Origin of the sequence: Shinella sp. (assembly GCF_052438155.1) — a bacterium.
Classification (GTDB): domain Bacteria; phylum Pseudomonadota; class Alphaproteobacteria; order Rhizobiales; family Rhizobiaceae; genus Shinella.
On the sequence record NZ_JBQVPI010000014.1, the window covers coordinates 118,538 to 143,201 of the forward strand.

A 24,664-nucleotide genomic window follows, 5' to 3' on the forward strand; every position below is an offset into this window, starting at 1 on the left:
GTGAAAATTGCGGCTTGCGCATGCCGCTCTCAACCAATGTGGTGGTAAAATTTTTTCAGCGATCACACGGCCGTGAACACGCCCGCTGGCGCCTGGAGTCCGAATGCACAAAATTGCTGCAAGCAGGCTGAACAAGCGTTGCCAAAAAGCGACAGCCGAGGCTCAAAAAACGGCAAGCGCGGTCGTTCCGGCAAACAAAAACGCGGCCACTTCGGGCCGCGTTTTGATCTTCTTTATACGAGGAGCCGTCAGGCTGCTTCTCTCTCGGCGGACCACTTGCGCAGGATTTTCGCGGCGCGTTCCTCGCTGATGTCCACCATCCGGCCGAGGCGGCGTTCCGGGCCTTCCTTGACGCGGCGGTTGAAGGTGCCGTCGCCGTCGTCGCCAGCATTGAGCAGGTCGTCCGTGCTGTCGAAGCCGAAGTCCGCGCCGAAGCCGTCCATGAGGGTAGCACCAGGGCCACCGATACCGGCAGTGGGCGAGAAGTCTGGCAGCTCGAGGCCGGCCGCATCGCTTTCCAGCGCAGTGGCCGCAGCGCCGCCACCGGAGACGGAACGGACCGCCGGGCGAAGGCCGAACCACACCACCAGGAAGGCGACGCCGACGAAGGCAAGCGCATTGATGATGCCGCCAAGATTGCGCGTCAGCACTTCCATGACGCCCGGTCCAGGCACAGCTTCGTTAAGCAGCTGATGATCCAGGAATTCCATGGCGGTGATGGTCACGACGTCGCCACGCTCGCCGTTGAGACCGGCAGCGGACGAGACGATCTTCTGCATGTCCGCGATATAGGCGTCGATCTTCGCCTGGTCCGCCGGTTCGCCGACCATGGCCGCAATGCGAGCCCGGTTGACGACGACCGCCACTGAGAGCTTTTCGAGCGCATAGCCGCTGCGAACGGTCGCGACGGTCTTGCTGTTGATTTCGTAGTTGGTCTGCTCTTCCTTCTTGTCCGCCGCGTCGCTTGATTTCTGGCCGTTGGCGTCGCCCTGGGGGCCGCCCTGCGGGATATTCTGCTCGACGGTCGCGGCCTTGTTGGCGGCCTGCTGCTCGGACTTCTGGGTTTCCCGTGTCACGCGGACAGAGCGCTCGACGCGCGATTCCGGATCGTAGACCGTCTCCTGGATCTGCTGCGTATCCATGTTGAGTGCTGCGGTAACGCTGGCGCGGAAATTCTCCATGCCGAGGAAGGGTGCAAGCGCCTTCTCGATATTGCGCTCGACTTCGGTCTGGATGGTCTGCACGGCCGTCAGCGACCGGTTGACCGCACCGTTCTCGGCATCGTCGCCGGAGGCGAGTAGCTGGCCGGCGGAATCGAGGATGGTCACGCCGTCGACCTCAAGTCCCGGAACCGAGGCTGCCACCAGGTGGCGGATCGCGGCCGACGATTCACGGCCGACCTGCGCACCCGCGCGGATCATGACGGAGGCGGTCGGCACCTGTTCGGCTTTGCGGAAATTGCCGCGCTCCGGCATGACGATGTGCACGCGGGCGGCGGCGATGCCGCTGATCTGCTGGATGGTGCGGGCGATTTCGCCTTCAAGGGCGCGAACGCGCGTCACTTCCTGCATGAAGGAGGTAAGGCCAAGCGAGCCAACCTTGTCAAAAAGTTCGTAGCCGGAATTGGCGCTGTTCGGCAGGCCGCGTTCGGCGAGATAAAGCCGCGCCTTGCCCGTCTGGCCGACCGGGACCTCGATGCTGTCGCCTGCCGTTCCGGTGGTGAAGTCGATATTGGCTTCGGCGAGCGCCAGGCTGATCTGGTTGACGTCGGTCTTTTCCAGTCCGACGTAGAGCGTCTCATAGGCGGGCTTGTTTACCAGGATCCCGGCTGCAAGCACGAGACCGACCGAAACGACGGCGGCTCCCGCCAGCATCGCAAGTTTCGCCTGCCCCAGCGAAGCCAGGTTCTTGTAGACTTTCGTCAACTGTTCCAACAGATTCATTCTGTTCCCGCACGGACTAGTCGCCTGGACACCGGGCAACATGCCGGCGCTATCAGGCAAATTTTCAATCTCGTGGGACGAAACCGGCACATTTCCGCACGCGCCGCCTGCCCCATGGAATACGTGGATCTAACTGACCCGAGATCGAGACTAGACCGTGAAACTTGCGCGAGCATGGCGTTGCCGTGCAAGACGAAGGGCAAGCGGGAACGAAAGATGGCGCCAAAAGGGCGCCATCTGAAAAGCCGATTATCTTTTCAAATCAACTAGAAAGCTTCGAAGTCGCCGACCGCCTTGCCGATCGGCTGGGAATGGCCGTGGCGCATTCCATTGCTCAGCGCCTTCTGCATATCTGCAAGCTTAACCAGATTGAGCGCCGTTGTGACATCGACGACCCAGTTTTCCGGAATGCTTCCGGTGATCGTGTCGATGAACTCGGCGAGGCCGCGCGTCTTCTGTACGGCAAGGTCGATGCCCTGCAGAACCATCATGCGTTCGGCGGCGTGCGCTCCCGTTTCGCCGTGAACGGCGGCCAGCTGCGGCTCGATGCGTTCGATCAGATAGGCGACGTCGTGCAGTTCGGACACGATACGCATCAGGACATCCGGAAGGGCTTCCTCCATGGCAGTCGCTGCACTCAGATACTCGGCTTGCATGGATAACCCTTTTCCCCCGAGCGGGGCCGGCAGATCGATGATCGGGACCGGCAACGCACATACTTTGGTATTTCGCTTCTTTCGGGCGCGATTGCCCGATCAGAAGAATTCGATTGAGCTTTCGACGGGCCTTGCGACAGGAACGGGCCGCTGCTCCAGCGCCACCGTCTTCTGCGTCTCGACGCCGGTCAGCGCATATTGCCGCGCGCGGCCGCTCGACGGCCAGTATTCCAGCTTGCGCCCATGCTCGCCGCCCGTGCTTTCGCCGACGACCTTGATGCCTTCATCCATCAGGAACTGGCGGGCAAACAGCGCGTTCTGTTCGCCGACATTGGAGAAGCGCGCGATCGTCTTCGCGCCGCCAAAGATCTTCGCTTCCAGCCGGTCACGCCGCGCGCCCTGCTTGAGGAGGCCGTTGATCAGCAGTTCCATCAGATGCACGCCGTAGCGTGTGGCGTCGCCGCCCGAGGCCATGGCCTCGGCCGAACCCGGCAGCAGGAAATGGTTCATGCCACCAACGCCAATGACCGGGTCACGCATGCAGGCGGCCACGCACGAACCGAGAATGGTGGTGAGCACCACATTCGGATCGTTGAGGACCTTGTATTCGCCCTGAATGACATGGACGCGGCGCGTCCCGGCTTCTGCTATCATTTCAAAGCCCCGAACACAGCTTCGATGGCCGCCTTCATCTTCTCGATGGTGAACGGCTTGGCGAGAACGTTGTTGGCACCGAGCGCCGCCGCCTTCTGCACCAGGGCACGGTCGCCCTGTGCGGTCAGGATGATGAAGGCTGCCTTCTTGGTGGTGGGGTTGGACCGCACCGCCTGAAGGAACTCGATGCCATCCATCTTCGGCATGTTGAAGTCGGAGATGACAAGGTGATGGGGCTGCTGGGCCATGATGGCCATGCCCTGCGCACCGTCGCCGGCTGCCGTGATCTGCTTGAAGCCAAGCTGCTGCAGGGCATCACCCAGCAGCAGGCGACTGGTCACCTGATCATCAACGATGAGGACTTTAATTTTTTCAGCGATAGACATTATTCGCTTCCTTCTCTGCGCGCCGCAGTGATCTTCAAGATTTCCTCCCCTATGGAGGAGAGCGGAAACTGGTGCTCGACGGCCCCCAGCTCGAAAGCCACTCTTGGCATTCCATATACGACGCAGGTTTTTTCGTTCTGACCGATGGTCCGTGCGCCTGCATGACGCATTTTCAAAAGGCCGCTTGCCCCGTCCCGGCCCATGCCGGTCAGGATGACGCCGACGGCATTGCGGCCCGCGAGTTCGGCAACCGAATCAAACAGCACATCCACCGAAGGGCGATGGCCGTTGACCGGATCCCGTTCCACCAACCGGCAGCAAGGTGCATGCACGCTGGCAATCTGGAGGTGGCGCTCGCCGCCGGGCGCCAGATAGATTTTCCCGATTTCGAGCCGCGCGCCGTCAGTCGCTTCCTGCACGACCGGGGAGCAGAGCCGGTTCAGCCGCTCCGCAAAGCTCTTGGTAAAGCTCGGCGGCATATGCTGCGTGATGACGGTCGGCGGGCAATTCGCCGGGAACTTCTGGAGCACGGCGATCAGCGCTTCGACGCCGCCCGTCGAAGAACCGATGGCCACGACCCTGCGACCAGGCTTGTAGCTGGCAACCGGGTTGACGTTGGCCGCGGTCGGCGCGAGCGGCGGCGGGGCCTCGTGGAACCGACGCTGCGAACGGGCAGCAGCCTTCACCTTTTCGGCGAGATCGCCGAACGGGCGGGCGTCGCCCGGCTGCGGCTTGCCGACGCAATCGAAGGCACCGATTTCCAACGCCATCAGCGAGGCTTCCGCGCCGCGATGGGTCAGCGTCGAGACCATGATGACCGGCATCGGCCGGAGCTTCATGATCTTGTCGAGGAACTCGAGCCCGTTCATGTTCGGCATCTCGATATCCAGCGTCACGACGTCCGGATTGAGCTGCTTGATCGCGTTGCGGGCTTCCATGGCGTCGCCGGCCTGGCCCACGACATTGACGTCCGGGTCGGCATTGAGCACGGCCGTGATCAGGCCGCGCATGGTCGGCGAATCGTCAACGACGAGTACGCGCGCGGGTGCCATCATACGCTCCTCCTGTGCTTGCCGGTGTAGCGGTAGGTTGTGATGCCGATATTATCGAACTGGTTCTTCGCCTCGCCGGAGACGCGCTCCGAATGGCCGATATAGAGATGACCGTTGTCGCCCAGCATGCCGGCGAAACGCGACCAGATCTTCACCTGCGTCGGCTCGTCGAAATAGATGACGACGTTGCGGCAGAAGATGACGTCGAACGCGCCCTTGAACGGCCACTGCGCCATCAGGTTCAGTTCGTTGAAGGTGATGAGCCGCTTCACCCGGTCGTCGATCTGCCATTTCTGCCGGCCGCCGACATCCGTCTCGCGGAAGAACTGTTTTCGCATGGCCGGGTTGACCGTTTCGAGCGCCGTCGCGTCGTAAGCGCCGGCCCGGGCGATGGCGAGAATCTTCGGGTCGATATCCGTCGCGAGGATACGAAAATCGTAATCGGCGGCGTTCGGCATCATCGAGAGCACGGTAAGCGCGATCGAATAGGGCTCCTGCCCATCCGAGCAGGCCGCCGACCAGATGCGCACGCGGCCGCCATTGCGGGCCCGCGCCAGAAGATCCGGCAGCACATCGCTTTTCAGATGGTCGAAATGGTGGTTTTCGCGGAAGAAGCGGGTGAAATTGGTCGTCAGGTGCGACAGCATTTCCTTGCGCGGCCCCGCACCGGCCGGTGAGGAGACGAGCGCACAGTATTCCCGGAACCCCTTGAGGCCGAGCTGGCGGATATGCTTCGACAGGCGCGAATAGACGAGCGAGGCCTTCGTCTCGTTGAGATAGATGCCGGCATCCGCATAGATCATGGCCGCAATCTCGGAGAGATCCTTGCGCGTCAGCGGGTATTCGCCGCTCGCCAGGCACTCGTCCGGAGACTGTCTCGTATCGATGGCCGGGGAATAGGTCATGCGGCTTCGCTTTCCGTATGCGGGAAGAGGGAATCGAGTTCGATGAGACAGATCATGCGGCCCTCCATGGCGAGGATGCCGCGGGCGTAGCCCTTTTCCGCTTCGTTCGCGATATCCGGCGTCGGCTGGATGTTCTCGTCGGTGACGGTGAGGATGTCGGAGACCGAATCGACCAGCAGCCCCACCACCTTCGGCCCGACCTGGGCGACGATGATGACGTGACGGACGGTCGGCTCGGCCGGCTTCATGCCGAGACGTTGAGACATATCGACGATCGGCAGGACGGCGCCGCGCAGGTTGATCATGCCCAGGAGATAGGATGGCGCATGCGGCATCGGTGTCGCCGGGGTCCAGCCACGGATTTCCCGGACCGACATGACGTTCACGCAGAACTCCTGGTCAGCGATCCTGAACGCGATCAGTTCGCGCCCGTGCATGATATTCTTTCCTGCGTACGTCATCGTCTCAACCGGTTGCAGCAAGCGAGATGTCTTGTCTCAGGGAGTGGCCGCGCGATGCGGCAACCACCGCATCGACGTCCAGGATCAGGGCCACACGACCGTCGCCGAGAATGGTCGCCGCGGCGATGCCCGGAACGTGCGTGTAGTTCGCCTCAAGGCTCTTGATGACGACCTGGCGCTGGCCCTGGATCGCATCGACCATGAGAGCGCGCTGGCCGCCACCTTCCGATTCGACGAGGAGTGCCACGCCGTCCATCGGGTTGGCCTGGATGTTGCGGAAATTGAGGATGCGGCCGACATCCACCAGCGGGCAGAACGAGTTGCGGATCGAGATAAGCCGCTGCGAGGCGCCGAAGGAATGGATGGCGGAGGCTTCCGGCTGCAAGGTCTCGACAATGGCCGTCAGCGGCACGACGAGCGTCTGGCCGGCAACCGTGACCACCATGCCGTCGAGAACGGCAAGCGTCAGCGGCAGGCTCATGGTGAAGACGGAGCCCTGGCCCGGCTTCGAGGAGATCGAGATGCGGCCGCCGAGCGCCTGGATCGAGCGCTTGACCACGTCCATGCCGACGCCGCGGCCGGAAAGGTCGGAAACCTTGTCGGCGGTGGAGAAACCGGCGTGGAAGATCAGATTGTCGATTTCCTCGTCGGACAGGTTCGCATCGGCCGCGATCAGGTCGTTGTCGATCGCCTTCTGGCGTACCTTCTCGCGGTTGATGCCGGCGCCGTCGTCGGCAAGCTCGATGACAATGCGGCCGGAACGGTGTTTTGCCGTCAGGCGGACCGTGCCTTCCGGGTTCTTGCCAAGCGCCTCGCGCTTCTCCGGCATTTCGAGGCCGTGATCGACCGCGTTGCGGATCATGTGCGTCAGCGGCTCGGCGAGCTTGTCGATGACGGTCTTGTCGACTTCGGTGTTCTCACCTTCCGTGATGAGACGGACCGACTTGCCGGTGATGTCGGCGATTTCGCGGACCGTGCGGGCCATGCGCTGGAAGACAGGCTTTACCGGCTGCGCGCGGATCGCCATCACCGAATCCTGGATCTCGCGGGTGAGCTGCTGCAGCTCCTCGAGGCCCATATTGATGGAGGACGTGCCGTTGCTGTCGTTCTCGACGACGCTCTGCGAGAGCATCGCCTGGTTGATGACAAGCTCGCCGACGAGGTTGATCAGGCGGTCGACGCGGTCGAGGTCGACGCGGATCGTCTGGCCGGCGGCAGCGGCCTGGTTGGCCTGCGCAGCACTCGCTGCCGATGCGGCGGCAGCCGCCTTGGCGTTGTCGGCGGCGCGGCTTGTGACCTGAGCAACCTTGCTTGCGGTTTCTGCGGCGGCAACGGCGGCAGCGGCATCGCTTTCGATGATCGCCGGTTCATCCTCGGCAGCGACAGAACCGCCATCGTCAAGGATCGACAGGTCGAACGGTACGGGCTGCATCGGCAGCTCTTCGTCATCGGCTGCTTCGCTGACGACGTCTTCCTCGATGGTGCGAATGTCGAGGTCGCAATCCCATTCGGCAAACTCGAAGACGGAGCGCACGCCATCCTCGCCCTTTTCGGTCGTGACCGAGATCTTCCAGGAGAAATAGGCTTCCTCCGGGTTCATCTTGTCGAGCGTCGGCAGGGCATCCATATCGCAATAGACGCTCATCTCGCCGAGACGCGAAACGTCGCGCAGCAAGAGGACAGCCTCATTGCCCTTGGCGTAGAGATCCTTCTTCGGCTTGAAGAGGACCTGGCAGGTCGGAACGTAGTGTGTCTCCGGTTCGTCGTCGAAATCGCCGAAGGAGAACGGGATCGGCTGGAACCCTTCGTCATTGACCACAGGCTTTTCCACGACCGGCGCCGGTGCAGTCGCCTTGGGAGCAGCGGCTGCAGATTTTGGCGCGGGCGCTTCGGCAGAAGCCGGCGTTTCGCCGTTCGCCAAAGCTTCGAGTTCGCGGATCAGGGTGCGGCTGCGGGCCTCGTCGACGCTTCCGCCGTCGCGGGCGGCATTGGTCAGGTCCGCCAGAACGTCGGCGGACTTTAGCATAACCTTCAGGACGTCCTGGGTCGGCTCCAGCTTGTTGGATCGAACGCAATCCAGTGTCGTCTCGAACACGTGGGCGAAGGAAACGAGGTCATCCAGGCCGAATGCACCGGCACCGCCCTTGATCGAATGCACGGCACGGAAAACGGCGTTGACCGTTTCCGGGTCGCGATCCCCGTCGTTCAGCTTCAAGAGACCGGATTCCAATTCCGCGAGTTGCTCCTCGCATTCCTGGAAGAAGATCTCTTTGATTTCGTTCATATCCATCGGGAGAATCCTGGACTAGTGAATTAGGCGGTTACGCGCTCGATTGCGTCGATCAGCTTGGTCGGATCGAAAGGCTTGACGATCCAGCCCGTGGCGCCGGCCTGGCGTGCACGGTTCTTCTTCTCGGCATCGCTTTCGGTGGTCAGGACCAGGATCGGGATTGCCCGGAACTTCTCGTTGCGGCGCACACCCTCGATGAAGCCGAAGCCATCGAGGCGCGGCATGTTGATGTCGGTGACGATGACATCCGGGTTGGCGTTTTCGAGAACTTCCAGGCCCTCGATGCCGTCTTCGGCCTGAATGGTCTCGAAACCTGCATTGTTGAGGGTAACCAGAAGCATGTTCCGGATCGTCCGTGAATCATCCACGGTGAGGACTTTTTTCTTCATTGCCGAAGCTCCTGTGCCAGCAAGTGATCAATGTTCACGCCGATAAGTTGCATTGTCTTCATGAAAGGATCGGAAACCTTGCCGAAGGTGAAGGGCTGCCTGTCCTCTTCCCAGCTCTTGGCACCGGCCATCAGCACCTGGGCACAGAGCGCGCCGACCCGCTCGACCGCCGAAGCGTCGATGACGAGCGGACTGCCCTTCAGACCCATGAGCTGCTGGTGCAGCGCCGTCGCCTCGTTGAGATCGAGAACGGGGGCAAGGCTTAAACTTTTCTGAACGGCTTTCTTGCTCGCCATTACCGGGTTCCTTGTCTGCGTCTGTCCAAAATCATCGTTGCCCTGTTCGGCACTGCGGGCGGATGGCTTTCTTCCGAAAGCCTGCTGCGTGCCGTCGAGAACCAATGCCGGGGTTGCCTGTTCGTCATCTCAGCCTCCAAAACCAACGGCGCGTGCCGAGAGGAAATCGAGGGGAGACGCCTGCGCTTCGTTGCGATCCGGCGCCATCTGCTGTTCCACCGATGCGGGGCGGCCCGGGCGTCGAAGATCGCGGCTTGGGGAAACATGGAACTCCCGGATCGTCCGGCCGAGTTCGAGAATGACAGCGTGCAGGTCGCCGCCTGCCTCGCCGACGCGGCCCGCATCCGAAGCGTCCGCTTCGAGGGCACGACCGGCGCGGCCGATATCGGCCGTGACACCGCCAAGCCCATCTACATCGACAGCGCTTTCGCGCACGATGCCGGTGATCGCGTCGTTGATGCCTTCAACCTGGCGCACGATGTTGCCGATCGCATCCTGGGTGCGGTGGACGTGCTCGACGCCGGTTTCGACCTGCGACTTGGTGCTGGTGACGAGCTGCTTGATCTCGCGAGCTGCATCCGCCGAACGCTGGGCGAGCGCCCGTACTTCCTGCGCGACGACCGCAAAGCCGCGGCCACTGTCGCCGGCCCGTGCAGCCTCGATGCCGGCATTCAACGCCAGCAGATTGGTCTGGAAGGCGATCTCGTCGATGACGCCGATGATCTGGCCGATCTTTTCCGCCGAAGCCTCGATATCCGCCATCGCCGACATGGCCTCGCCGACGATATTGCCGCTCTGGGTAACGGACTGTTGTGTGGAAGCAGCGGCAGACTGCGCCTTGCGGGTTTCAGTGAGCGTCTGGCGAACCCGCTCGACAATGGTGCCAAGCGCATTCGCCGTCTCGATCAGGGTCGCCGACTGCTCGGCGGAGCGGGCCGACAGCGCACCGGCACCCGAGGCAAGCGTGCCGACGAGACGGTCGCCCTCCGCCGCCCGGTCGGCTGCCGACGTGAGGCGGGACTGGATTTCGTCGAGCGCACCGTTCAGCGTCTCGGCAAGGTCGTGCCAGGCATCCGGCATCTCGCCGGCAACGCGGGCGGAGAAATCGAGTTGCGACAGGCTGCGGATCGTATCCCCGAACACGCGGTCAAGTTCGGCGCGATCCTCACGGCGCTGTTCGCTAAGCGCCCGCTGGTGGGCGTGGCGCAGTTCGTTGAAACGCAGCGAGACGCCGATTTCCATATCGACCATCGCGGTGCGCAGGAATGCGGAAACAAGATCAGTCAGTTCCTTGCGGCGCGCCTTGCCGGATCCGGAAAAGATGGATTTCGGCCAGTAATCCTCGATCAGGCCGGAGACGACCGTTTCGACGACAACAGAATGGCCGGCAATGCGCCAGCGCGGGTCGAGGCCCATCTGGCTTTCGCTGTCGGAGAGGACTTTGACGCGCTCGGCGTAAAGCGCATCGAACCGCGCATCGGTGAGTACGCTCCAGTGGGAGCTCTGGAGGTCGTGCAGGCGGTCGATCTGGCGCTCGCTCTGGAAGAGGCGTGCGGCATCGGGAAAGGTCTGGAAACGCTGGAAGAGATCGCGAAGCGCCGTTTCGACATGGCGTTCGAGCGTCTGGCGATGACGGCGGAGCGTATCGCCCTGGCTGCTCTCGACGCCAGCAAAACGCAAACGGTCGCGCAGGCTGGTTGCCTGTCCCGTTCGAGCCTGTTCTGCTGGCATTTCCTGCACCAAATTGCTCCCAAACCAACAATGCCCGGTCGCCCGCAACGGGTGACCGACTGAATTCTCGCATGGAGAGAGGTTGGCTGACGGAGCCGTGCTCAAGGGGGGTGCGTACCGGCAAACCGGCGCACGCGATGCCTCCCGTCGATCCATGATCAAATTCGGTGAAACTCGAATACCGGTTCAAATCCGGTACGGCGGGTCGGCATCATGCCTGGGTGAGAAATGGCGAATTTCCCATTCCGACGCGTAGTTCAATGTTTATGGTTAATTCCTTGCCTGAAGGTTAATAGTTCATAGCTTGCTTCCGGGTTCGCTAAAATTAACATTCCCCAACGTTGCGTCAGCCTCAGACAAGCTCGCGCGCGTAGGGTTAAGGAATAGGCTGACAATGATGTCAGGGGGAAAGAGCAATGATTGTTCTGGCATTGGGCGCGACCGTGATTGCTTCCGCAACGCTCGCCGCCGTCTATCTTCTTCTCGATATCGATGCGGCGCGCACGCCGGTCAAGGCCCGCGTTTTCTGAGCGCATCCGCTGACGGGTTTTACCCGTGCCCGGCGAGCGAGCGCCAGCGCGCCGCATAATCCGCCGCACTCTTCGGCAATTCTTCCGCAGTGGAAACAAGCGCCGGCTCTGGTGCCCTTCCCGCCGCAAGGCAGGCGGCCCCGATACTCGTGCCGGTCGCACTGCCGCCGGCAAGCACCGGGCGTCCGGTCGCGACCTTCAGCATCACCCGGAATGCCCTGTTGGCGGCAAATGGCCCCTCGACGATAATCGGCCCTTCCGCGCCGATCAGATCGAGACAGGTCGCGGTCATAAGCGCGAGGTGGAAGGCGATGACGGCCTGCGCCGCATCCTCGCTCAGCTCTTCGCGCGGCACGGTCCATGACGCCTTGCGGCCGGGGAACGGCCCGGACTCCTCCGGCAATGACGGCAGCAACATGGCGCCGCGCTCCAGCACGTCGACAATGGCAGCGGGGGGCAGATCACCCGACTTGCCGCCGAGCAACGAGAACGCCCTCCCCCCCATGAAGCGCGAGGACGGCACCGGATCCCCGAGCGCGTTGACGTTGATCAGCGTGTCGCGCGCCTCGTCCAGGATGACAGGCCGCGCGCCACTCGCCATCACTACGACCCAGGTGCCGGTGGAAACGACCGCGTAGGGTGCCTTTCGCGTCAATACATGGGGCAGCAGCGACGCGTTGGAATCGTGGATGCCGCAATGGACCGGTACATCCGGCCGAAGACCCGCCGCTGCGGCTACATCCGGGCGGATCAGGGCGAGCACGTCGCTCGCCTTGCGGACCGGCGGCATGAGGCGTGTCCAGCCCCGCCCCTCAACCAGGCTGGAAAAGCGCCCGTTGCGCGGTTCCCAAAGGTCGGCATGGCAGCCGAGCGACGTCACTTCGCTGGCGGCGATGCCGGTGAGGCGGAATGACCAGTATTGCGCATACATCAGGATTGCGCGCGCTTTCGCAAAGGCCTCCGGGAAGCGCATCGCCTGCCAGTAGATCTGCAGCCCGGCATTGAGGCCCATGGGCATGATCGGGGTGCCGCTCTCAGCAAAGCGCGGGCGGACCATGCGATAGGCTTCGGCGAATTCCTGCGGGCCTTCATGCTCATAGTCGAGCACCGGCAGGACAAGGTCGCCATCCTCACCGACAAGCGCGGCAGTGGCACCATGGGTGGTGACGGAAATCGCATCGATCGGGCGCTCCTGATTGAGAGCGCCAAGGCTTTCCACGATGAAGGCCCAGAGCTTTTCCGTGTCGAAATGCGGATAGGGTGCCGCATTCACCACGCCGTTCGGCATGGTGCGGGCGGCGATCTCCTGAAAGCTTTCACCATCGACGAGCACGACCTTGGCATTCGTCTTGCCGATATCGACGACGGCGATGGTTTTTGGCGCGGTCATCGGGTCAGTCCATATGAAAGACGGTGACGAGTGGCACGGCGACAGGCTCGTTGTCCGGCTTCGTCTCCATGATGTCAGCCATATGTGCCCACCAACGTTTCATCACGGGATGGTTCGGCAGGTCCGCCATGGTGTGATCGTCGCTCCGCCAGAGCACGCCGAAGAGCAGGTTCGTCTCTTCGTCGAGATGGATGGAGTAGTCCGAGACACCGGCCTCCTTCAGCAGGGCGGAAAGCTCCGGCCAGATCGCATCGTGCCGCGCCTTGTATTCGGCCGAGCAGCCGGGATTGAGCCGCATGCGAAACGCGTATTTCTCCATGGCTCAATGGCTCCTGCGGCCGCGAAAGCGCCGATAGAGGATCGGCAGCGCGATGACGGAGATCAAGAGCAGGCCGATGAAGATGGACATGACGATGCCCGGCACATTCAAGAGGCCGAAGCCGAAGGTGACCATGCCCATGATGAGCGCTGCAAGAACGACGCCCGGGATGGTGCCCGAGCCGCCGAGGATGTTGACGCCGCCGAGCACGACCATCGTCACCACTTCCAGCTCCCAGCCCATGGCGATGGAGGGGCGCGTCGAACCGAGGCGCGCAGTCAGGCAGATCGAGGCGATCGCTGCCATCAGGCCGGTCAAAAGAAAGAGCACGAACTTGACGCGCCCGACCCGCACACCGGAAAACAGCGCCGCCGTCTGGTTGTTGCCGATCGCGTAGACCGTCCGACCAAAACTCGTCCTGTGCAGCACGACGCCATAGATGACCGCGAGCACGACGAAGAGGCAGAGTTCGAAGGAAAAGACCCACCAGACATAGCCCTGCCCGAACCAGGAGAAGCTTTCCGGGTAGCCGGTAAATGCCTTGTCGCCGAGGATGACGAAGGAGAGGCCGCGGAACAGACTCATCGTGCCGATGGTGACGACGATGGACGGCAGGCCGAGGCCGGTGACGAGCAGGCCGTTGAACGCGCCGCAGAGCAGGCCGGTGGCAAGGCCGACCATGACCAGCGCCGGCGTATCGAAACCGAGCTGCACGGCGTAGCCCATCGCGGTTGAGGTCAGCGCGATGATGGACGCGACGGAGAGGTCGATCTCGCCGGAAATGATGACCAGCGCCATGGCAAAGGCGATCATCGCCTTTTCGGTGAAGTTGAAGGTGGCGTCCGACAGGTTCCAGGGATCGAGGAAATAGGGCGAGGCGAAGGAATTGACGAGAAAGATCGCCAGCGCCACGGCGACCAGTAGCGTCTCCCAGCTTTTCACCAGCCGCGCGCCGCGGCCTTCCAGCCGATCGGGGATGTGGCGCGCAACCATCTGGGTCTCAGCCATGGATAGCCTCCGCTTTCCTGAGAATGACCCGGCCCTTGCGTTTTTCGGCGCGCGCATTCACGGCAACCGCGATGATGATGACCATGCCGGAGATTGCCATCTGGGCGAAGGGCGAGATGTTAATGACTGGCAGCGCGTTTTTGATGACGCCGAGGAACAACGCGCCCAGCAGCGCGCCGCCCACCGAGCCGATGCCGCCGGCAATCGACACGCCGCCGATGACGCAGGCCGCGATTATGTCGAGTTCGAAGCCAGCTGCTATATCGACATAGGCCACGGCATAGCGCGAGACCCAGAGATAGCCGGAAAGGCCGGCTAGCGTGCCGGACAGGCAATAGGCGAAGAAGCGCGTGCGGCCGACATCGATGCCGGTATAGACCGCCGCATGCGGATTGCCGCCGACGGCGAAGAAGGCGCGGCCGAGCGGCGTGCGGCGCATCACCACGACCATGATACCGATGATGACCAGCGACAGCCAGGAGAGCAACGGGAAGCCGAGCACGGCTGCGCGTGGCAATGCCTTGAAGGCATCACTCATCTGGTGCGCATTGATCCAGGCGCCACCGGACAGGAGGAAGATCAGGCCGCGATAGATGGTAAGCGTGCCGAGCGTCACGACGATCGGCGGAATGTCGAGCTTCCAGACGAGCAGGCCGTTGATCGAGCCGAGCACGGCGCCGAGCGCCATGGCGGTCAGGATGACGAGCGGGATCGGCAGGCCCGGCATCGCCGCATTGATCATCGCTGCGACCATGCCTGACAGCGCGAGGTTCGCCGCCATGGAGAGGTCGATGCAGCGCGTCAGGATGACCGCCATCTGGCCGAGTGCCAGGATGATCAGGATCGACGTGTCATTATAGACATTGGCAAGATTGCCCGGCGTGACGAAAGGCGGGAAGCGGAGGGCGATCAACGCCACCAGGGCGACGATCGCCGCGACCAGCAGCATTTCGCGGTTCTTGAGCAAAAGTTTCATGCGGCCTCCTGAATGCCGGCGGCGGCGCGCACGAGTTTCTCGGCTGTCAGGTCCGCGCGTTCGAAGCGGCCGGCGATGCGGCCCTCGCGCATGACGATGACACGGTCGGCCATGCCCATGATTTCCGGGATTTCGGAGGAGACCATGATGACGCTGAGGCCGGAGGCGGCAAGCTCGCTCATGAAGGCGTGCACGGCGGCCTTCGAACCGATGTCGATGCCCTTGGTCGGCTCGTCAAGGATGATGACCTTCGGCCGCGTCGCGAGCCACTTGGCGATCACCACCTTCTGCTGGTTGCCGCCCGACAGCGTGCCGACATCCTGATCGAGCGAGGCGGCGCGCAGATCGAGGCGCGCGGTGTATTCCCGTGCCAAGGCGAACTCCTCCGCCATGCGAAGGAAACCGGCGCGCGAGGTGCGCGAGAGCGAGGGCAGCGTGACGTTCTGGAAGATCGGCAGACCGATGATCGCGCCCTGCCGGCCACGCTCCTCCGGCACATAGACGATGCCGGCTTCGATGGCTTCCGCCGGCGAGCGGATGACCTTGATTTCACCGTCGAGCCTGATCGCCCCGGCAGACGGCTTCGTGATGCCGATCAGCGACTGCATGAACTCCGAGCGGCCGGCGCCAACGAGGCCGTAGAAGCCGAGGATTTCGCCGCGGCGCAGTTCGAAATTGATGTCCTCGAATTCCGTCGGGTGGCGATAGCCGGAGACGGTGAGCACCGGCTCGCCGATTGCAACCTCCTGCTTGGGAAACACCTGGCCAACATCGCGGCCGACCATCAGGCGGACGAGGTCGTCCTGCGTCGTCTCGCCGATCAGCCCCTCGCCCACCATGCGGCCATCGCGAAAAACGGTGTAGCGGTCGGCGATCCGAAAAATCTCGTCGAACTTGTGGCTGATGAAGAGGATCGCCTTGCCATCCGCCTTCAGCCGGTCGACCAGTTCGTAGAGCTCGTGGATTTCCTTGTGCGACAGCGCCGCCGTCGGCTCGTCCATGATGACGACGCGGGCGTCGATGGAGAGCGCGCGGGCGATAGCGACGAGGTGCTTGTTGGCGATGCCGAGGTCGCGCAGGCGGATCGACGGATCGAGATCGGCGCCAACGCGCGACAGCAGCGCACGCGCATTCGCGTTCATCCTTTTCCAGTCGATCAGGCCGAGGCCGGTGCGCGGGGCGTGCCCCAGAAAGATGTTTTCGGCAACCGACAGCTCGTCGAACAGCACGGTCTCCTGATGGATGGCGGTGACGCCGGCCTTGGCGGCGGAGGTGGCAGTCGGGAAACGCGTCTCTACGCCATCGACCCGGATTTCCCCTTCGTCCGGCTGGTAGATGCCGGTGAGGATCTTGACGAGCGTCGACTTGCCGGCCCCGTTCTCGCCGACGAGCGCGGTCACGGAGCCCGGATAGAGCGCGAGCGAGACCTCGGCGAGCGCGCGCACGCCGGGAAAGGATTTCGAGATCCCCTCAAGTGCGATGGCGGGCTTCATCCGCGATGTGGTCGTGTCCTGCAGCAAGTCTCGGTCCACCAGCAAAATTTCGGAGCGATTGTCTTATTTTAGTGCCGCCGTCGCGGTTCCTCTTCTCCCCAGCGGGGAGAAGTGCCGAGCGAATGCGAGGCGATGAGGGGGAAGTCACGGCACAACGCCTGCGGCCAAGCCCCCTCATCCGACCTTCGGCCACCTTCTCCCCGAGGGGAGAAGGGGTAAAGCCAGATCAGAAGATCTTGGCGAACTCTTCGACGTTCTTGGCATCGTAGATGAAGGGATCGGCCATGGCGCCTTCGTTCTTGTCGTCGAGCTTGACGGTGCCCATGCGGCCCATCTTCAGTTCCGCGCCGGGCTTGGCTTCCGCACCGCCGATCAGGTCGTAGGCGATCATCGTCGCCGAGTAGCCGAGGTCGATCGGGTTCCAGATCGCGAAGGATTTTGACGCGCCCGACTTCACATGGCCGGCCATTTCGGACGGCAGGCCTAGGCCGGTGACGTTGATCTGGCCGACCTTGCCGGCGTCGGTGACGGCCTGTGCGGCGGCGACGATGCCGACGGAGGTCGGCGCGATGATCGCCTTCAGGTTCGGATGCGACTGGATGAGGCCCTGCGTCTCACGGTAGGACTTGTCGGCAAGGTCGTCGCCATAGACGGTCGCGACGACGTTGATGCCCTTGTAGTTCGGCAGCACCTTGGTCATCTCCTCGATCCAGACGTTCTGGTTGGTCGAGGTGGCCGTTGCCGAGAGTACCGCGACGTCGCCGCCATCAGGCAGGTTGTCGGCGGCAAGCTTGATGATCATGTTGCCGATCAGCGGGTTCGACGACGGGTTGAGGTGCATCGAGCGGCCTTCCGGCGCGACGCCCGAATCCCACGAGATGACCTTGATGCCGCGGTCCATGGCCTTCTTGAGGGCCGGTACAAGGGCATTTGTGTCGTTGGCCGAAACGGCGATGGCATCGACCTTCTGGGCGATCAGCGAATTGATCACCTCGATCTGACCTTCGGCGGTCGTCGTGGTCGGGCCGGTATAGATGACTTCGACGTCGCCGAGTTCCTTGGCGGCTTCCTGCGCGCCCTTGTTGGCGGCTTCGAAGAAGCCGATGCCGAGCGCCTTGACGACGAGGGCGATCTTCTTGGTTTCCGCCTGTGCGGTTGCCATCATCGCGACCGAGACGGCCGCGGTCACAAGCAATGTCTTCAGAATTTTCACGACGTTTCCTCCCAGTGAAAATCAACCCTCCGGCGTTATGCCGAGGAGGGTGCAGTCTGCGTTCTGGCGTCGGTCTGAACGTTTGCAACGATCAGGTTGACGCCGGCCTCCTCCAGCATCGCGGCATCCCTGTCCTCGATGCCCGAATCCGTGATGACGGTTGCGATGCGCTTCAGCCCGCACAGGATGAGGCTGGAGCGCTTCTTGAATTTTGTGGAATCGATCAGAACGATGAGCTCGTCCGCCTGGTCGATCAGCTTCTGTTCCGCCTGGATGAGCAGCGGATCGGCCTCCATCAGGCCTAGCGGCCCCAAGCCCTGCGCGCCCATGAACATGCGGCGCGCATAGAAATTGCGCGTCACGTCGTTGTCGAACGGGCTGAGCACGATGTTCTGCTCGCGGTAGATCGTGCCGCCGGAGAGCATGATCGTGTTCTTCGAATGCTTCAGCAGGTGTTCGGCGATGTTGAACGAGTTGGTGAAGACCTGCATGCGGCGGTTGGTCAGGAAATGCACCATCTGGAACGTCGTCGTGCCGCCGTTGATGATGATGGGGTCGCCATCCTCGCAGAGCCCGACCGCCTCCTTGGCGATCGCCTGCTTCTGGCGGGTGTTCAGCGTCTCGTTCACCGTGAAGGGTCGACCGGCAAGGCCGACGAACTGCGGCGGATGCAGCGCCTCGGCGCCGCCACGCACCCGGCGCAGCTTCTTCTGCACGTGAAGTGCTGCGATGTCGCGGCGGATCGTCGCCTCGGAACTGTCGGTCAGGTCCACCAGCTCGGGCACGGTGATGACCGGCTTTTCCTGAACCGCGGACAGAATGATCCGATGTCTTTCCTTCTCGTGCATGGCTCCTCCAGTGCTTGCAATGCTTCCATCACGATCGCGCAATGTCAATCACAATCAATCATATTTTTTCATTGTGCAGCGCAATATGATTGTTTTTGATCGTTTATGATTGACATCGGCGAAACTCTCATGTGATCTGAAAGCATGCCTTCAAGCGCGGCGATAGCCTTGCGAATGAGAACCATCGCCTTGCGCATGAGAAACACCGGGAGGAAATGCCGATGCTGGAGAAGAACCAGGGCGCACGCCTTGCTAACCTGTGGGATGACGCCAAGGCGTCGACGATGAGCGAATCGGAGCGCCTGCTCTATCGCTCAAACCTGCTCGGCTCCGACAAGCGCATCACCAATTACGGCGGCGGCAACACCTCGGCGAAGGCCATCGAGACGGACCCGCTCGGCGCGGGCGCGGTGGAAGTCCTCTGGGTCAAGGGCTCGGGTGGCGATGTCGGCACGATCAAGATGGACGGCTTCGCCACCCTCTACATGGAGAAGCTGAATGCGCTGAAGGGCCTCTATCGCGGCCTGGAGCATGAGGACGAGATGGTGGGCTACCTCCCCCACTGCACCTTCAATCTCAACCCGCGCGCCGCCTCCATCGACACGCCGCTGCATGCCTATGTGCCGAAGAAGCATGTCGACCACATGCACCCCGATGCAATCATCGCCATTGCCGCCGCGAAGAACAGCCGCGAGCTGACGCAACAGATTTTCGGCGAGGATATCGGCTGGCTGCCCTGGAAGCGACCGGGCTTTGAACTCGGCCTGTGGCTCGAGAAATTCTGCCTGGAAAACCCAGCGGCGCGCGGCCTTGTGCTGGAAAGCCATGGCCTCTTCACCTGGGGCGATACGGCGAAGGAATGCTACGAAACGACCGTTGAGATCATCAACAAGGCGATCGGCTGGTTCGAAGAGAACAACACGACACCGGCCTTCGGGGGCGCGGTAAAGCCAGTTCTGCCTGCCGCCGAGCGCCGCGCAATCGCCGAAAAGCTGATGCCGGTCATTCGCGGCATGATCAGCCTCGATGAAAGGAAGGTCGGCCATTTCGACGACGGTGAAGCCGTGCTCGACTTCGTGACATCGAAGAACCTGGCGCCGCTTGCAGCCCTGGGCACCAGCTGCCCGGACCACTTTTTGCGCACGAAAATCCGGCCGTTGGTCGTCGATTTCGACCCTGCCAATCCGGATATCGACAAGACGCTCGCAGGCCTTGCCGATGCGGTTGCCGCCTACCGCGCCTATTACGCCGCCTATTATGAACGCTGCAAGCGGGACAACAGCCCCGGCATGCGCGATCCCAATGCCGTCGTCTATCTGGTGCCCGGCGTCGGCATGATCACCTTTGCCAAGGACAAGGCGACGGCGCGCATTTCCGGCGAGTTCTATGTCAACGCCATCAATGTCATGCGCGGCGCTTCCGGTGTCTCGGACTATGTCGGCCTGCCGGAGCAGGAAGCCTTCGACATCGAATACTGGCTGCTGGAGGAGGCGAAACTCCAGCGCATGCCGAAGCCGAAGAGCCTTGCCGGCCGCATCGCGCTTGTCACCGGCGGTGCCGGCGGTATCGGCAAGGCCACCGCCAACCGCCTGATGGCGGAAGGTGCCTGCGTGGTGCTGGCGGATATCGACGAGACGGCGCTTGCAGCCGCTCAAAGCGAGCTGGCAAGCCGCTATGGCAAGGATGTCGTGCGCTCGGTCGCCATGAACGTCACCGACGAGGCGCTGGTTGCAAAGTGCTTTGCCGATACGCTTGTCGAGTTCGGCGGCCTCGACATCCTCGTCTCCAATGCCGGCCTCGCTTCCTCCGCAGTCATCGAGGAGACGACACTGGAGCTGTGGAACAAGAATATCGGCATTCTCGCGACCGGCTATTTCCTCGTGGCGCGCGAAGCCTTCCGCATCTTCCGCCGACAGAAGGCGGGCGGCAACGTCGTCTTCGTCGCCTCCAAGAATGGCCTTGCCGCCTCCCCCGGCGCATCCGCCTATTGCACGGCCAAGGCTGCCGAAATCCACCTCGCCCGCTGCCTCGCGCTTGAAGGCGCATCCGAGCAGATCCGCGTCAACGTGGTGAACCCGGACGCCGTGCTGCGCGGCTCGAAGATCTGGACCGGCGAGTGGAAGGAACAGCGCGCCGCGACCTACAAGACCGACGATCTGGAAGCGCACTACCGCGAGCGTTCCATGCTGAAGCTCTCGGTCTTCCCGGAGGATATCGCCGAGGCTATCTACTTCCTTGCCTCCGACATGTCGGCCAAATCGACCGGCAACATCGTCAATGTCGACGCGGGCAATGCCCAGTCCTTCACGCGCTGAGGAATTTTGTCATGACGATGATTTCCAAGGACGTGATCGCGCGCGAGAACGACAGGCGTCTCGCCGACCTGAAGAGCGACTATGAGCATCTCGGCGCCCAACTTGCCCGTCGCGGCGTCGATATCGATGCGGTGAAGAACAAGGTCGCGGCCTACGCGGTTGCCGTACCCTCCTGGGGTGTCGGCACCGGTGGCACGCGCTTTGCCCGCTTCCCCGGCGAGGGCGAACCGCGCAACATTTTCGACAAGCTGGAGGACTGCGCGGTCATCCAGGAACTGACCCGCGCCACACCGACCGTTTCCCTGCATATCCCGTGGGACAAGGTCACGGACCTCAAGGAGCTGAAGGAACGGGGCAATGCGCTGGGCCTCGGCTTCGACGCGATGAACTCCAACACCTTCTCTGACGCGCCGCAGCAGGAGCATTCCTATAAATATGGCTCGCTGTCGCACGCCAATGCCGCAACGCGCCAGCAGGCCGTCGAGCACAATCTGGAATGCATCACCATCGGCAATGCGCTCGGTTCCAAGGCGCTGACGGTGTGGATCGGCGACGGCACGAACTTTCCGGGCCAGGCCAACTTCACCAAGAGCTTCGAGCGCTATCTCGATGCGATGAAGGCCATTTATAAAGAACTGCCGGACGACTGGCGGCTGTTCACCGAACACAAGATGTACGAGCCAGCCTTCTATTCGACGGTCGTGCAGGACTGGGGCAGCAACTACCTGATCGCTCAGGAACTCGGTCCCAAGGCCTATTGCCTCGTCGATCTCGGCCACCATGCGCCGAACGTCAATATCGAGATGATCGTCGCCCGGCTCATCCAGTTCAAGAAGCTCGGCGGCTTCCATTTCAACGATTCGAAATATGGCGACGACGATCTCGATACCGGTTCGATCGATCCCTACCGGCTCTTCCTCGTCTTCAACGAGCTGGTCGATGCCGAAGTGCGAAAAGCCGAGGGCTTTTCACCGGCACACATGCTCGACCAGAGCCACAATGTCACCGACCCGATCGAAAGCCTGATGCGCAGCGCCATGGAAGTGTGCCGCGCCTATGCGCAGGGGCTGATCGTCGACCGCGCAGCCCTTGCCGGCTACCAGGACGGCAACGATGCGCTGATGGCCTCCGAAACGCTGAAGGCCGGCTTCCGCACCGACGTCGATCCGATCCTTGCCATGGCGCGGCTCGGCGCCGGCGGCGCGATCGATCCGGTCGCGACCTATCGGTCGGCAGGTTACCGGGCGAAGGTGACAAGCGAGCGGCCGGCGATTGCGAGTGGCGGCGGCGGCATCGTCTGAGCGGCTGAAGAGAAGTTTTCAGCGCCCCTTGCTTTCCTGAGAACGGCTGCCAGATTCAGCAGGGACAGATGGAACTGTCAAAGGGAGCATAGTATGGGCATTGAAAGCATTCTCGTTTTCCTCATCGTCGGCGCCATTGCCGGCTGGCTTGCGGGCCTGATCGTCTCGGGCTTCGGCTTCGGCCTCGTCGGCAACATCGTCGTCGGCATCGTCGGCGCCTTCATCGCCGGTTTCCTGTTTCCAAGGCTCGGCTTCTCGATCGGCGGCGGCATCCTTGCCGCCATCATTCACGCAACGATCGGCGCAGTGATCCTGCTCGTGCTCATCAAGGTCATCAAACGCGCCTGACCAGATTGCAGGAACGAAAAAGGCCGTGCCGGTTTTCCGTCACGGCCTTTTCTTTCAGTTGACGCTGACCGGTTTCGATCGCATGCGCGACACCGTTTCGCGCTCGGCGCGCTTGCAGCGCATCGGCGGCAGGCCGCGGTCCATCAGCGCCATGTCTTCCAGCACCATGTCCCCCATCTTCTTGAACGCACTGTCAAGCGCACCGGCGCGATGCGCCGAGCGCACGAAGCCTTTGAGCTTGCGCACCGGATGGTCGAGCGGCAGCGGTTCCTGCGGATAGACGTCGCTTGCTGCAACGATATGGCCGGATTCGACAGCCGCCATCAGCGCCGGGAAATCGACGACATCCGCCCGGCTGAGCAGGATGAAGGCAGCGCCCTTGCGCATCGAGGCGAAAGCCTCTGCGCCAAGAAAGCCCTTGTTCTCGCTCGTCACCGACGCGACGACGAAGACGAAATCGCTCATCGCCAGCACTTCGGAGAGCGACGCCGGCTCGACACCCGCCTCGCGCAGCATGGACGGCGGCAGCCAGGGATCGAAGACGCGGATTTTTGCGCGGAAGCCGGAGAGCACGCGGTTCAGCGCGCGGCCGAGATCGCCGAAGCCAACGAGGCCGATCTCGGAGCCGGACAGCAGGCGGGCGGACTGGTTGCCCTCCCCACCCCACAATTCCTGCCCCTCGCGGAAGGCGACGTCCGCATCGATCACGCCGCGCGCCAGGTTCAGCGCCATGGCAAGGCCAAGCTCGGCGACCGGCTCGGCAAAGACCTGTCCCGTCGTCACGACATGGATGCCGCGCTCGAACAGGATCTCATAGGGCATATTGTTGAGGAGGTTGCTTTCGACATTGAGGATCGACCGCAGCTTCGGCATGCGCGCCAGTGTTTCCGCCGAAAGCGGCGGCTGGCCGAGAATGTAGCGCGCCTCCGTCAAAACGTCGTCGCCGAGACCGGCGATGTTTTCCGGATCGGCCTCGACAATGCGGTAGGTCCTGCGCAGCTCGGCCTCCGCCGCCGGAGTGAAGATGAGGTCCAGCGTGCGCGGTTCGGGCGCGCTGATTACCAGCGGCAAGGTATCGTCGGTCATGGCTCCTCCGGATAACAGTCTCGATGGGATGGGCGAAGCGAAGGGGCGGCCTGTGTCTTATCAGTCGAGACCGCGCAAACTCCGCTCGCGTGACAGCGGCTGGCCTCTCCCGGTGATCATCACGCCGCCACGTACGCAATCATAGACGGTGTGTCCCCATATCTGCCTGGAACTGTTTTCCGGCGGAGGAACATAGCGCGGCTCGCATGTCACACGATCTTCCGCCTCATGCTCTTCCGTCGTCACAACGCCCGGCAGGTCGTGAAAAACCTGCGCCTGGGCGGTCGGGACGATCGTCAGCATGGCAAGGGCGGCAAGGGTCAATCGTATCGTCATCATCTCTTCCGGCCGGCGGCCGATCCTTCGCAATCCACAAAGAGGTACCGCAGGGCAAAAACTTGCGCTATAGGCCTGCGGATATTCGTGCTGCTTAGATGGGGTTTTTCATGGCAAGTGCAATCCGGTATCACGAAGGTGACATCTCGGCGGCCGATGCGGCCCGCTATACCGGCGCGATCGCCATCGACACCGAGACGCTCGGCCTGATCCCGCGCCGCGACCGGCTGTGTGTGGTGCAGCTTTCGCCGGGCAACGGCACGGCGGACGTCATCCGCATCGCCGCCGGTCAGAAGGAAGCCCCGAACCTCGTCGCCATGCTGGAAGACCCGAGCCGCCAGAAGATTTTTCACTACGGCCGCTTCGATATCGCCGTGCTGTTTCATACCTTCGGTGTCACCACCACACCGGTCTTCTGCACCAAGATCGCCTCGCGCCTGACGCGCACCTATACCGACCGGCACGGCCTGAAGGACAATCTCAAGGAAATGCTCGAAGTCGACATTTCCAAACATCAGCAGTCCTCCGACTGGGCGGCCGAAACGCTGTCGCCGGCGCAGCTCGACTATGCCGCGTCCGATGTGCTCCACCTCCACGCGCTACGCGACAAGCTCAATGCCCGCCTGGTGCGCGATGGCCGGCTTGCCCATGCCGACGCCTGCTTCACCTTCCTGCCAACCCGCGCCAAGCTCGATCTGCTCGGCTGGGACGAGACCGACATTTTCGCGCATAGCTGAG

Annotated in this window: 24 protein-coding genes; 4 read left to right on the top strand and 20 right to left on the bottom strand. The window is 62.6% G+C overall.

What is annotated here, in order from left to right:
* Positions 1-248 precede the first annotated feature (248 nt).
* The 18 genes from fliF to ACT6VE_RS22750 form a co-directional block, all read right to left on the bottom strand.
* On the bottom strand, positions 249-1,943 hold the full coding sequence (gene fliF, locus ACT6VE_RS22665; protein ID WP_444800682.1) for a flagellar basal-body MS-ring/collar protein FliF: 1,695 nt from the start codon (positions 1,941-1,943) through the stop codon (positions 249-251).
* A gap of 266 nt (positions 1,944-2,209) precedes the next feature.
* Positions 2,210-2,599, bottom strand: a complete 390-nt coding sequence (gene cheT / locus ACT6VE_RS22670; RefSeq protein WP_069059976.1) for a chemotaxis protein CheT — start codon at positions 2,597-2,599, stop codon at positions 2,210-2,212.
* A 99-nt stretch (positions 2,600-2,698) separates the two neighbouring features.
* Positions 2,699-3,253 (bottom strand): chemoreceptor glutamine deamidase CheD, encoded by a 555-nt coding sequence (gene cheD, locus ACT6VE_RS22675; protein ID WP_069059977.1) that lies wholly within the window; start codon positions 3,251-3,253, stop codon positions 2,699-2,701.
* Positions 3,250-3,639, bottom strand: a complete 390-nt coding sequence (locus ACT6VE_RS22680; RefSeq protein WP_069059978.1) for a response regulator — start codon at positions 3,637-3,639, stop codon at positions 3,250-3,252. The genes cheD and ACT6VE_RS22680 overlap by 4 nt, the downstream gene beginning before the upstream one ends.
* Positions 3,639-4,694, bottom strand: a complete 1,056-nt coding sequence (cheB, locus tag ACT6VE_RS22685; protein ID WP_444800683.1) for a protein-glutamate O-methylesterase CheB — start codon at positions 4,692-4,694, stop codon at positions 3,639-3,641. The genes ACT6VE_RS22680 and cheB overlap by 1 nt, the downstream gene beginning before the upstream one ends.
* Entirely contained in the window at positions 4,691-5,596 is a 906-nt protein-coding gene (gene cheR, locus ACT6VE_RS22690) for a protein-glutamate O-methyltransferase CheR (RefSeq protein ID WP_444800684.1), read from the bottom strand. Before cheR ends, cheB begins: the two co-directional genes overlap by 4 nt.
* Positions 5,593-6,057, bottom strand: a complete 465-nt coding sequence (locus ACT6VE_RS22695; RefSeq protein WP_444800685.1) for a chemotaxis protein CheW — start codon at positions 6,055-6,057, stop codon at positions 5,593-5,595. Before ACT6VE_RS22695 ends, cheR begins: the two co-directional genes overlap by 4 nt.
* A gap of 4 nt (positions 6,058-6,061) precedes the next feature.
* Entirely contained in the window at positions 6,062-8,347 is a 2,286-nt protein-coding gene (locus tag ACT6VE_RS22700) for a chemotaxis protein CheA (protein WP_444800686.1), read from the bottom strand.
* A 23-nt stretch (positions 8,348-8,370) separates the two neighbouring features.
* A complete protein-coding gene (cheY1, locus tag ACT6VE_RS22705; RefSeq protein WP_444800687.1) occupies positions 8,371-8,736 on the bottom strand; it encodes a chemotaxis response regulator CheY1 in 366 nt (121 codons plus the stop codon).
* Positions 8,733-9,032, bottom strand: a complete 300-nt coding sequence (locus tag ACT6VE_RS22710) for an STAS domain-containing protein (protein WP_444800688.1) — start codon at positions 9,030-9,032, stop codon at positions 8,733-8,735. Before ACT6VE_RS22710 ends, cheY1 begins: the two co-directional genes overlap by 4 nt.
* 129 nt (positions 9,033-9,161) lie before the next feature.
* The gene (locus tag ACT6VE_RS22715) at positions 9,162-10,763 is read right to left on the bottom strand and encodes a globin-coupled sensor protein (protein WP_444800689.1); all 1,602 of its coding nucleotides are present in this window, start codon (positions 10,761-10,763) and stop codon (positions 9,162-9,164) included.
* Positions 10,764-11,312: 549 nt separating this feature from the next.
* Positions 11,313-12,683 (bottom strand): FGGY-family carbohydrate kinase, encoded by a 1,371-nt coding sequence (locus ACT6VE_RS22720; RefSeq protein ID WP_444800690.1) that lies wholly within the window; start codon positions 12,681-12,683, stop codon positions 11,313-11,315.
* Positions 12,684-12,687: 4 nt separating this feature from the next.
* Positions 12,688-13,002 carry an L-rhamnose mutarotase gene (gene rhaM, locus ACT6VE_RS22725; protein ID WP_444800691.1) on the bottom strand — a complete coding sequence of 105 codons (315 nt, stop codon included), beginning with the start codon at positions 13,000-13,002 and terminating at the stop codon, positions 12,688-12,690.
* 3 nt (positions 13,003-13,005) lie between these two features.
* Positions 13,006-14,010: an ABC transporter permease gene (locus ACT6VE_RS22730; RefSeq protein WP_444800692.1), complete on the bottom strand. Its 1,005-nt coding sequence runs from the start codon at positions 14,008-14,010 to the stop codon at positions 13,006-13,008.
* Positions 14,003-14,986 (bottom strand): ABC transporter permease, encoded by a 984-nt coding sequence (locus tag ACT6VE_RS22735; protein WP_444800693.1) that lies wholly within the window; start codon positions 14,984-14,986, stop codon positions 14,003-14,005. The genes ACT6VE_RS22730 and ACT6VE_RS22735 overlap by 8 nt, the downstream gene beginning before the upstream one ends.
* Positions 14,983-16,479 carry a sugar ABC transporter ATP-binding protein gene (locus tag ACT6VE_RS22740; RefSeq protein WP_444800717.1) on the bottom strand — a complete coding sequence of 499 codons (1,497 nt, stop codon included), beginning with the start codon at positions 16,477-16,479 and terminating at the stop codon, positions 14,983-14,985. Before ACT6VE_RS22740 ends, ACT6VE_RS22735 begins: the two co-directional genes overlap by 4 nt.
* A 226-nt stretch (positions 16,480-16,705) precedes the next feature.
* Complete coding sequence (gene rhaS / locus ACT6VE_RS22745) at positions 16,706-17,692, bottom strand: rhamnose ABC transporter substrate-binding protein (RefSeq protein WP_069059991.1); 987 nt, start codon at positions 17,690-17,692, stop codon at positions 16,706-16,708.
* A 35-nt stretch (positions 17,693-17,727) separates the two neighbouring features.
* Positions 17,728-18,540 (bottom strand): DeoR/GlpR family DNA-binding transcription regulator, encoded by an 813-nt coding sequence (locus tag ACT6VE_RS22750; protein ID WP_160857550.1) that lies wholly within the window; start codon positions 18,538-18,540, stop codon positions 17,728-17,730.
* A 221-nt stretch (positions 18,541-18,761) separates the two neighbouring features.
* Here ACT6VE_RS22750 and ACT6VE_RS22755 point away from each other — a divergent pair, with 221 nt between their 5' ends.
* The 3 genes from ACT6VE_RS22755 to ACT6VE_RS22765 all read left to right on the top strand — a co-directional run bounded on the left by ACT6VE_RS22755 (position 18,762) and on the right by ACT6VE_RS22765 (position 22,504).
* Positions 18,762-20,855 carry a bifunctional rhamnulose-1-phosphate aldolase/short-chain dehydrogenase gene (locus ACT6VE_RS22755; protein ID WP_444800694.1) on the top strand — a complete coding sequence of 698 codons (2,094 nt, stop codon included), beginning with the start codon at positions 18,762-18,764 and terminating at the stop codon, positions 20,853-20,855.
* Between the two features lie 11 nt (positions 20,856-20,866).
* Positions 20,867-22,156: an L-rhamnose catabolism isomerase gene (gene rhaI / locus ACT6VE_RS22760; RefSeq protein ID WP_444800695.1), complete on the top strand. Its 1,290-nt coding sequence runs from the start codon at positions 20,867-20,869 to the stop codon at positions 22,154-22,156.
* A 93-nt stretch (positions 22,157-22,249) separates the two neighbouring features.
* Positions 22,250-22,504, top strand: coding sequence for a GlsB/YeaQ/YmgE family stress response membrane protein (locus tag ACT6VE_RS22765; RefSeq protein ID WP_069059994.1), 255 nt, complete (start codon positions 22,250-22,252; stop codon positions 22,502-22,504).
* Positions 22,505-22,558: 54 nt separating this feature from the next.
* Here ACT6VE_RS22765 and ACT6VE_RS22770 read toward each other — a convergent pair whose 3' ends face one another.
* The gene (locus ACT6VE_RS22770) at positions 22,559-23,590 is read right to left on the bottom strand and encodes a hydroxyacid dehydrogenase (RefSeq protein WP_444800696.1); all 1,032 of its coding nucleotides are present in this window, start codon (positions 23,588-23,590) and stop codon (positions 22,559-22,561) included.
* 60 nt (positions 23,591-23,650) lie between these two features.
* On the bottom strand, positions 23,651-23,926 hold the full coding sequence (locus tag ACT6VE_RS22775) for a hypothetical protein (protein WP_444800697.1): 276 nt from the start codon (positions 23,924-23,926) through the stop codon (positions 23,651-23,653).
* 110 nt (positions 23,927-24,036) lie between these two features.
* Here ACT6VE_RS22775 and ACT6VE_RS22780 point away from each other — a divergent pair, with 110 nt between their 5' ends.
* A complete protein-coding gene (locus tag ACT6VE_RS22780; RefSeq protein WP_444800698.1) occupies positions 24,037-24,663 on the top strand; it encodes a ribonuclease D in 627 nt (208 codons plus the stop codon).
* Position 24,664 lies beyond the last annotated feature (1 nt).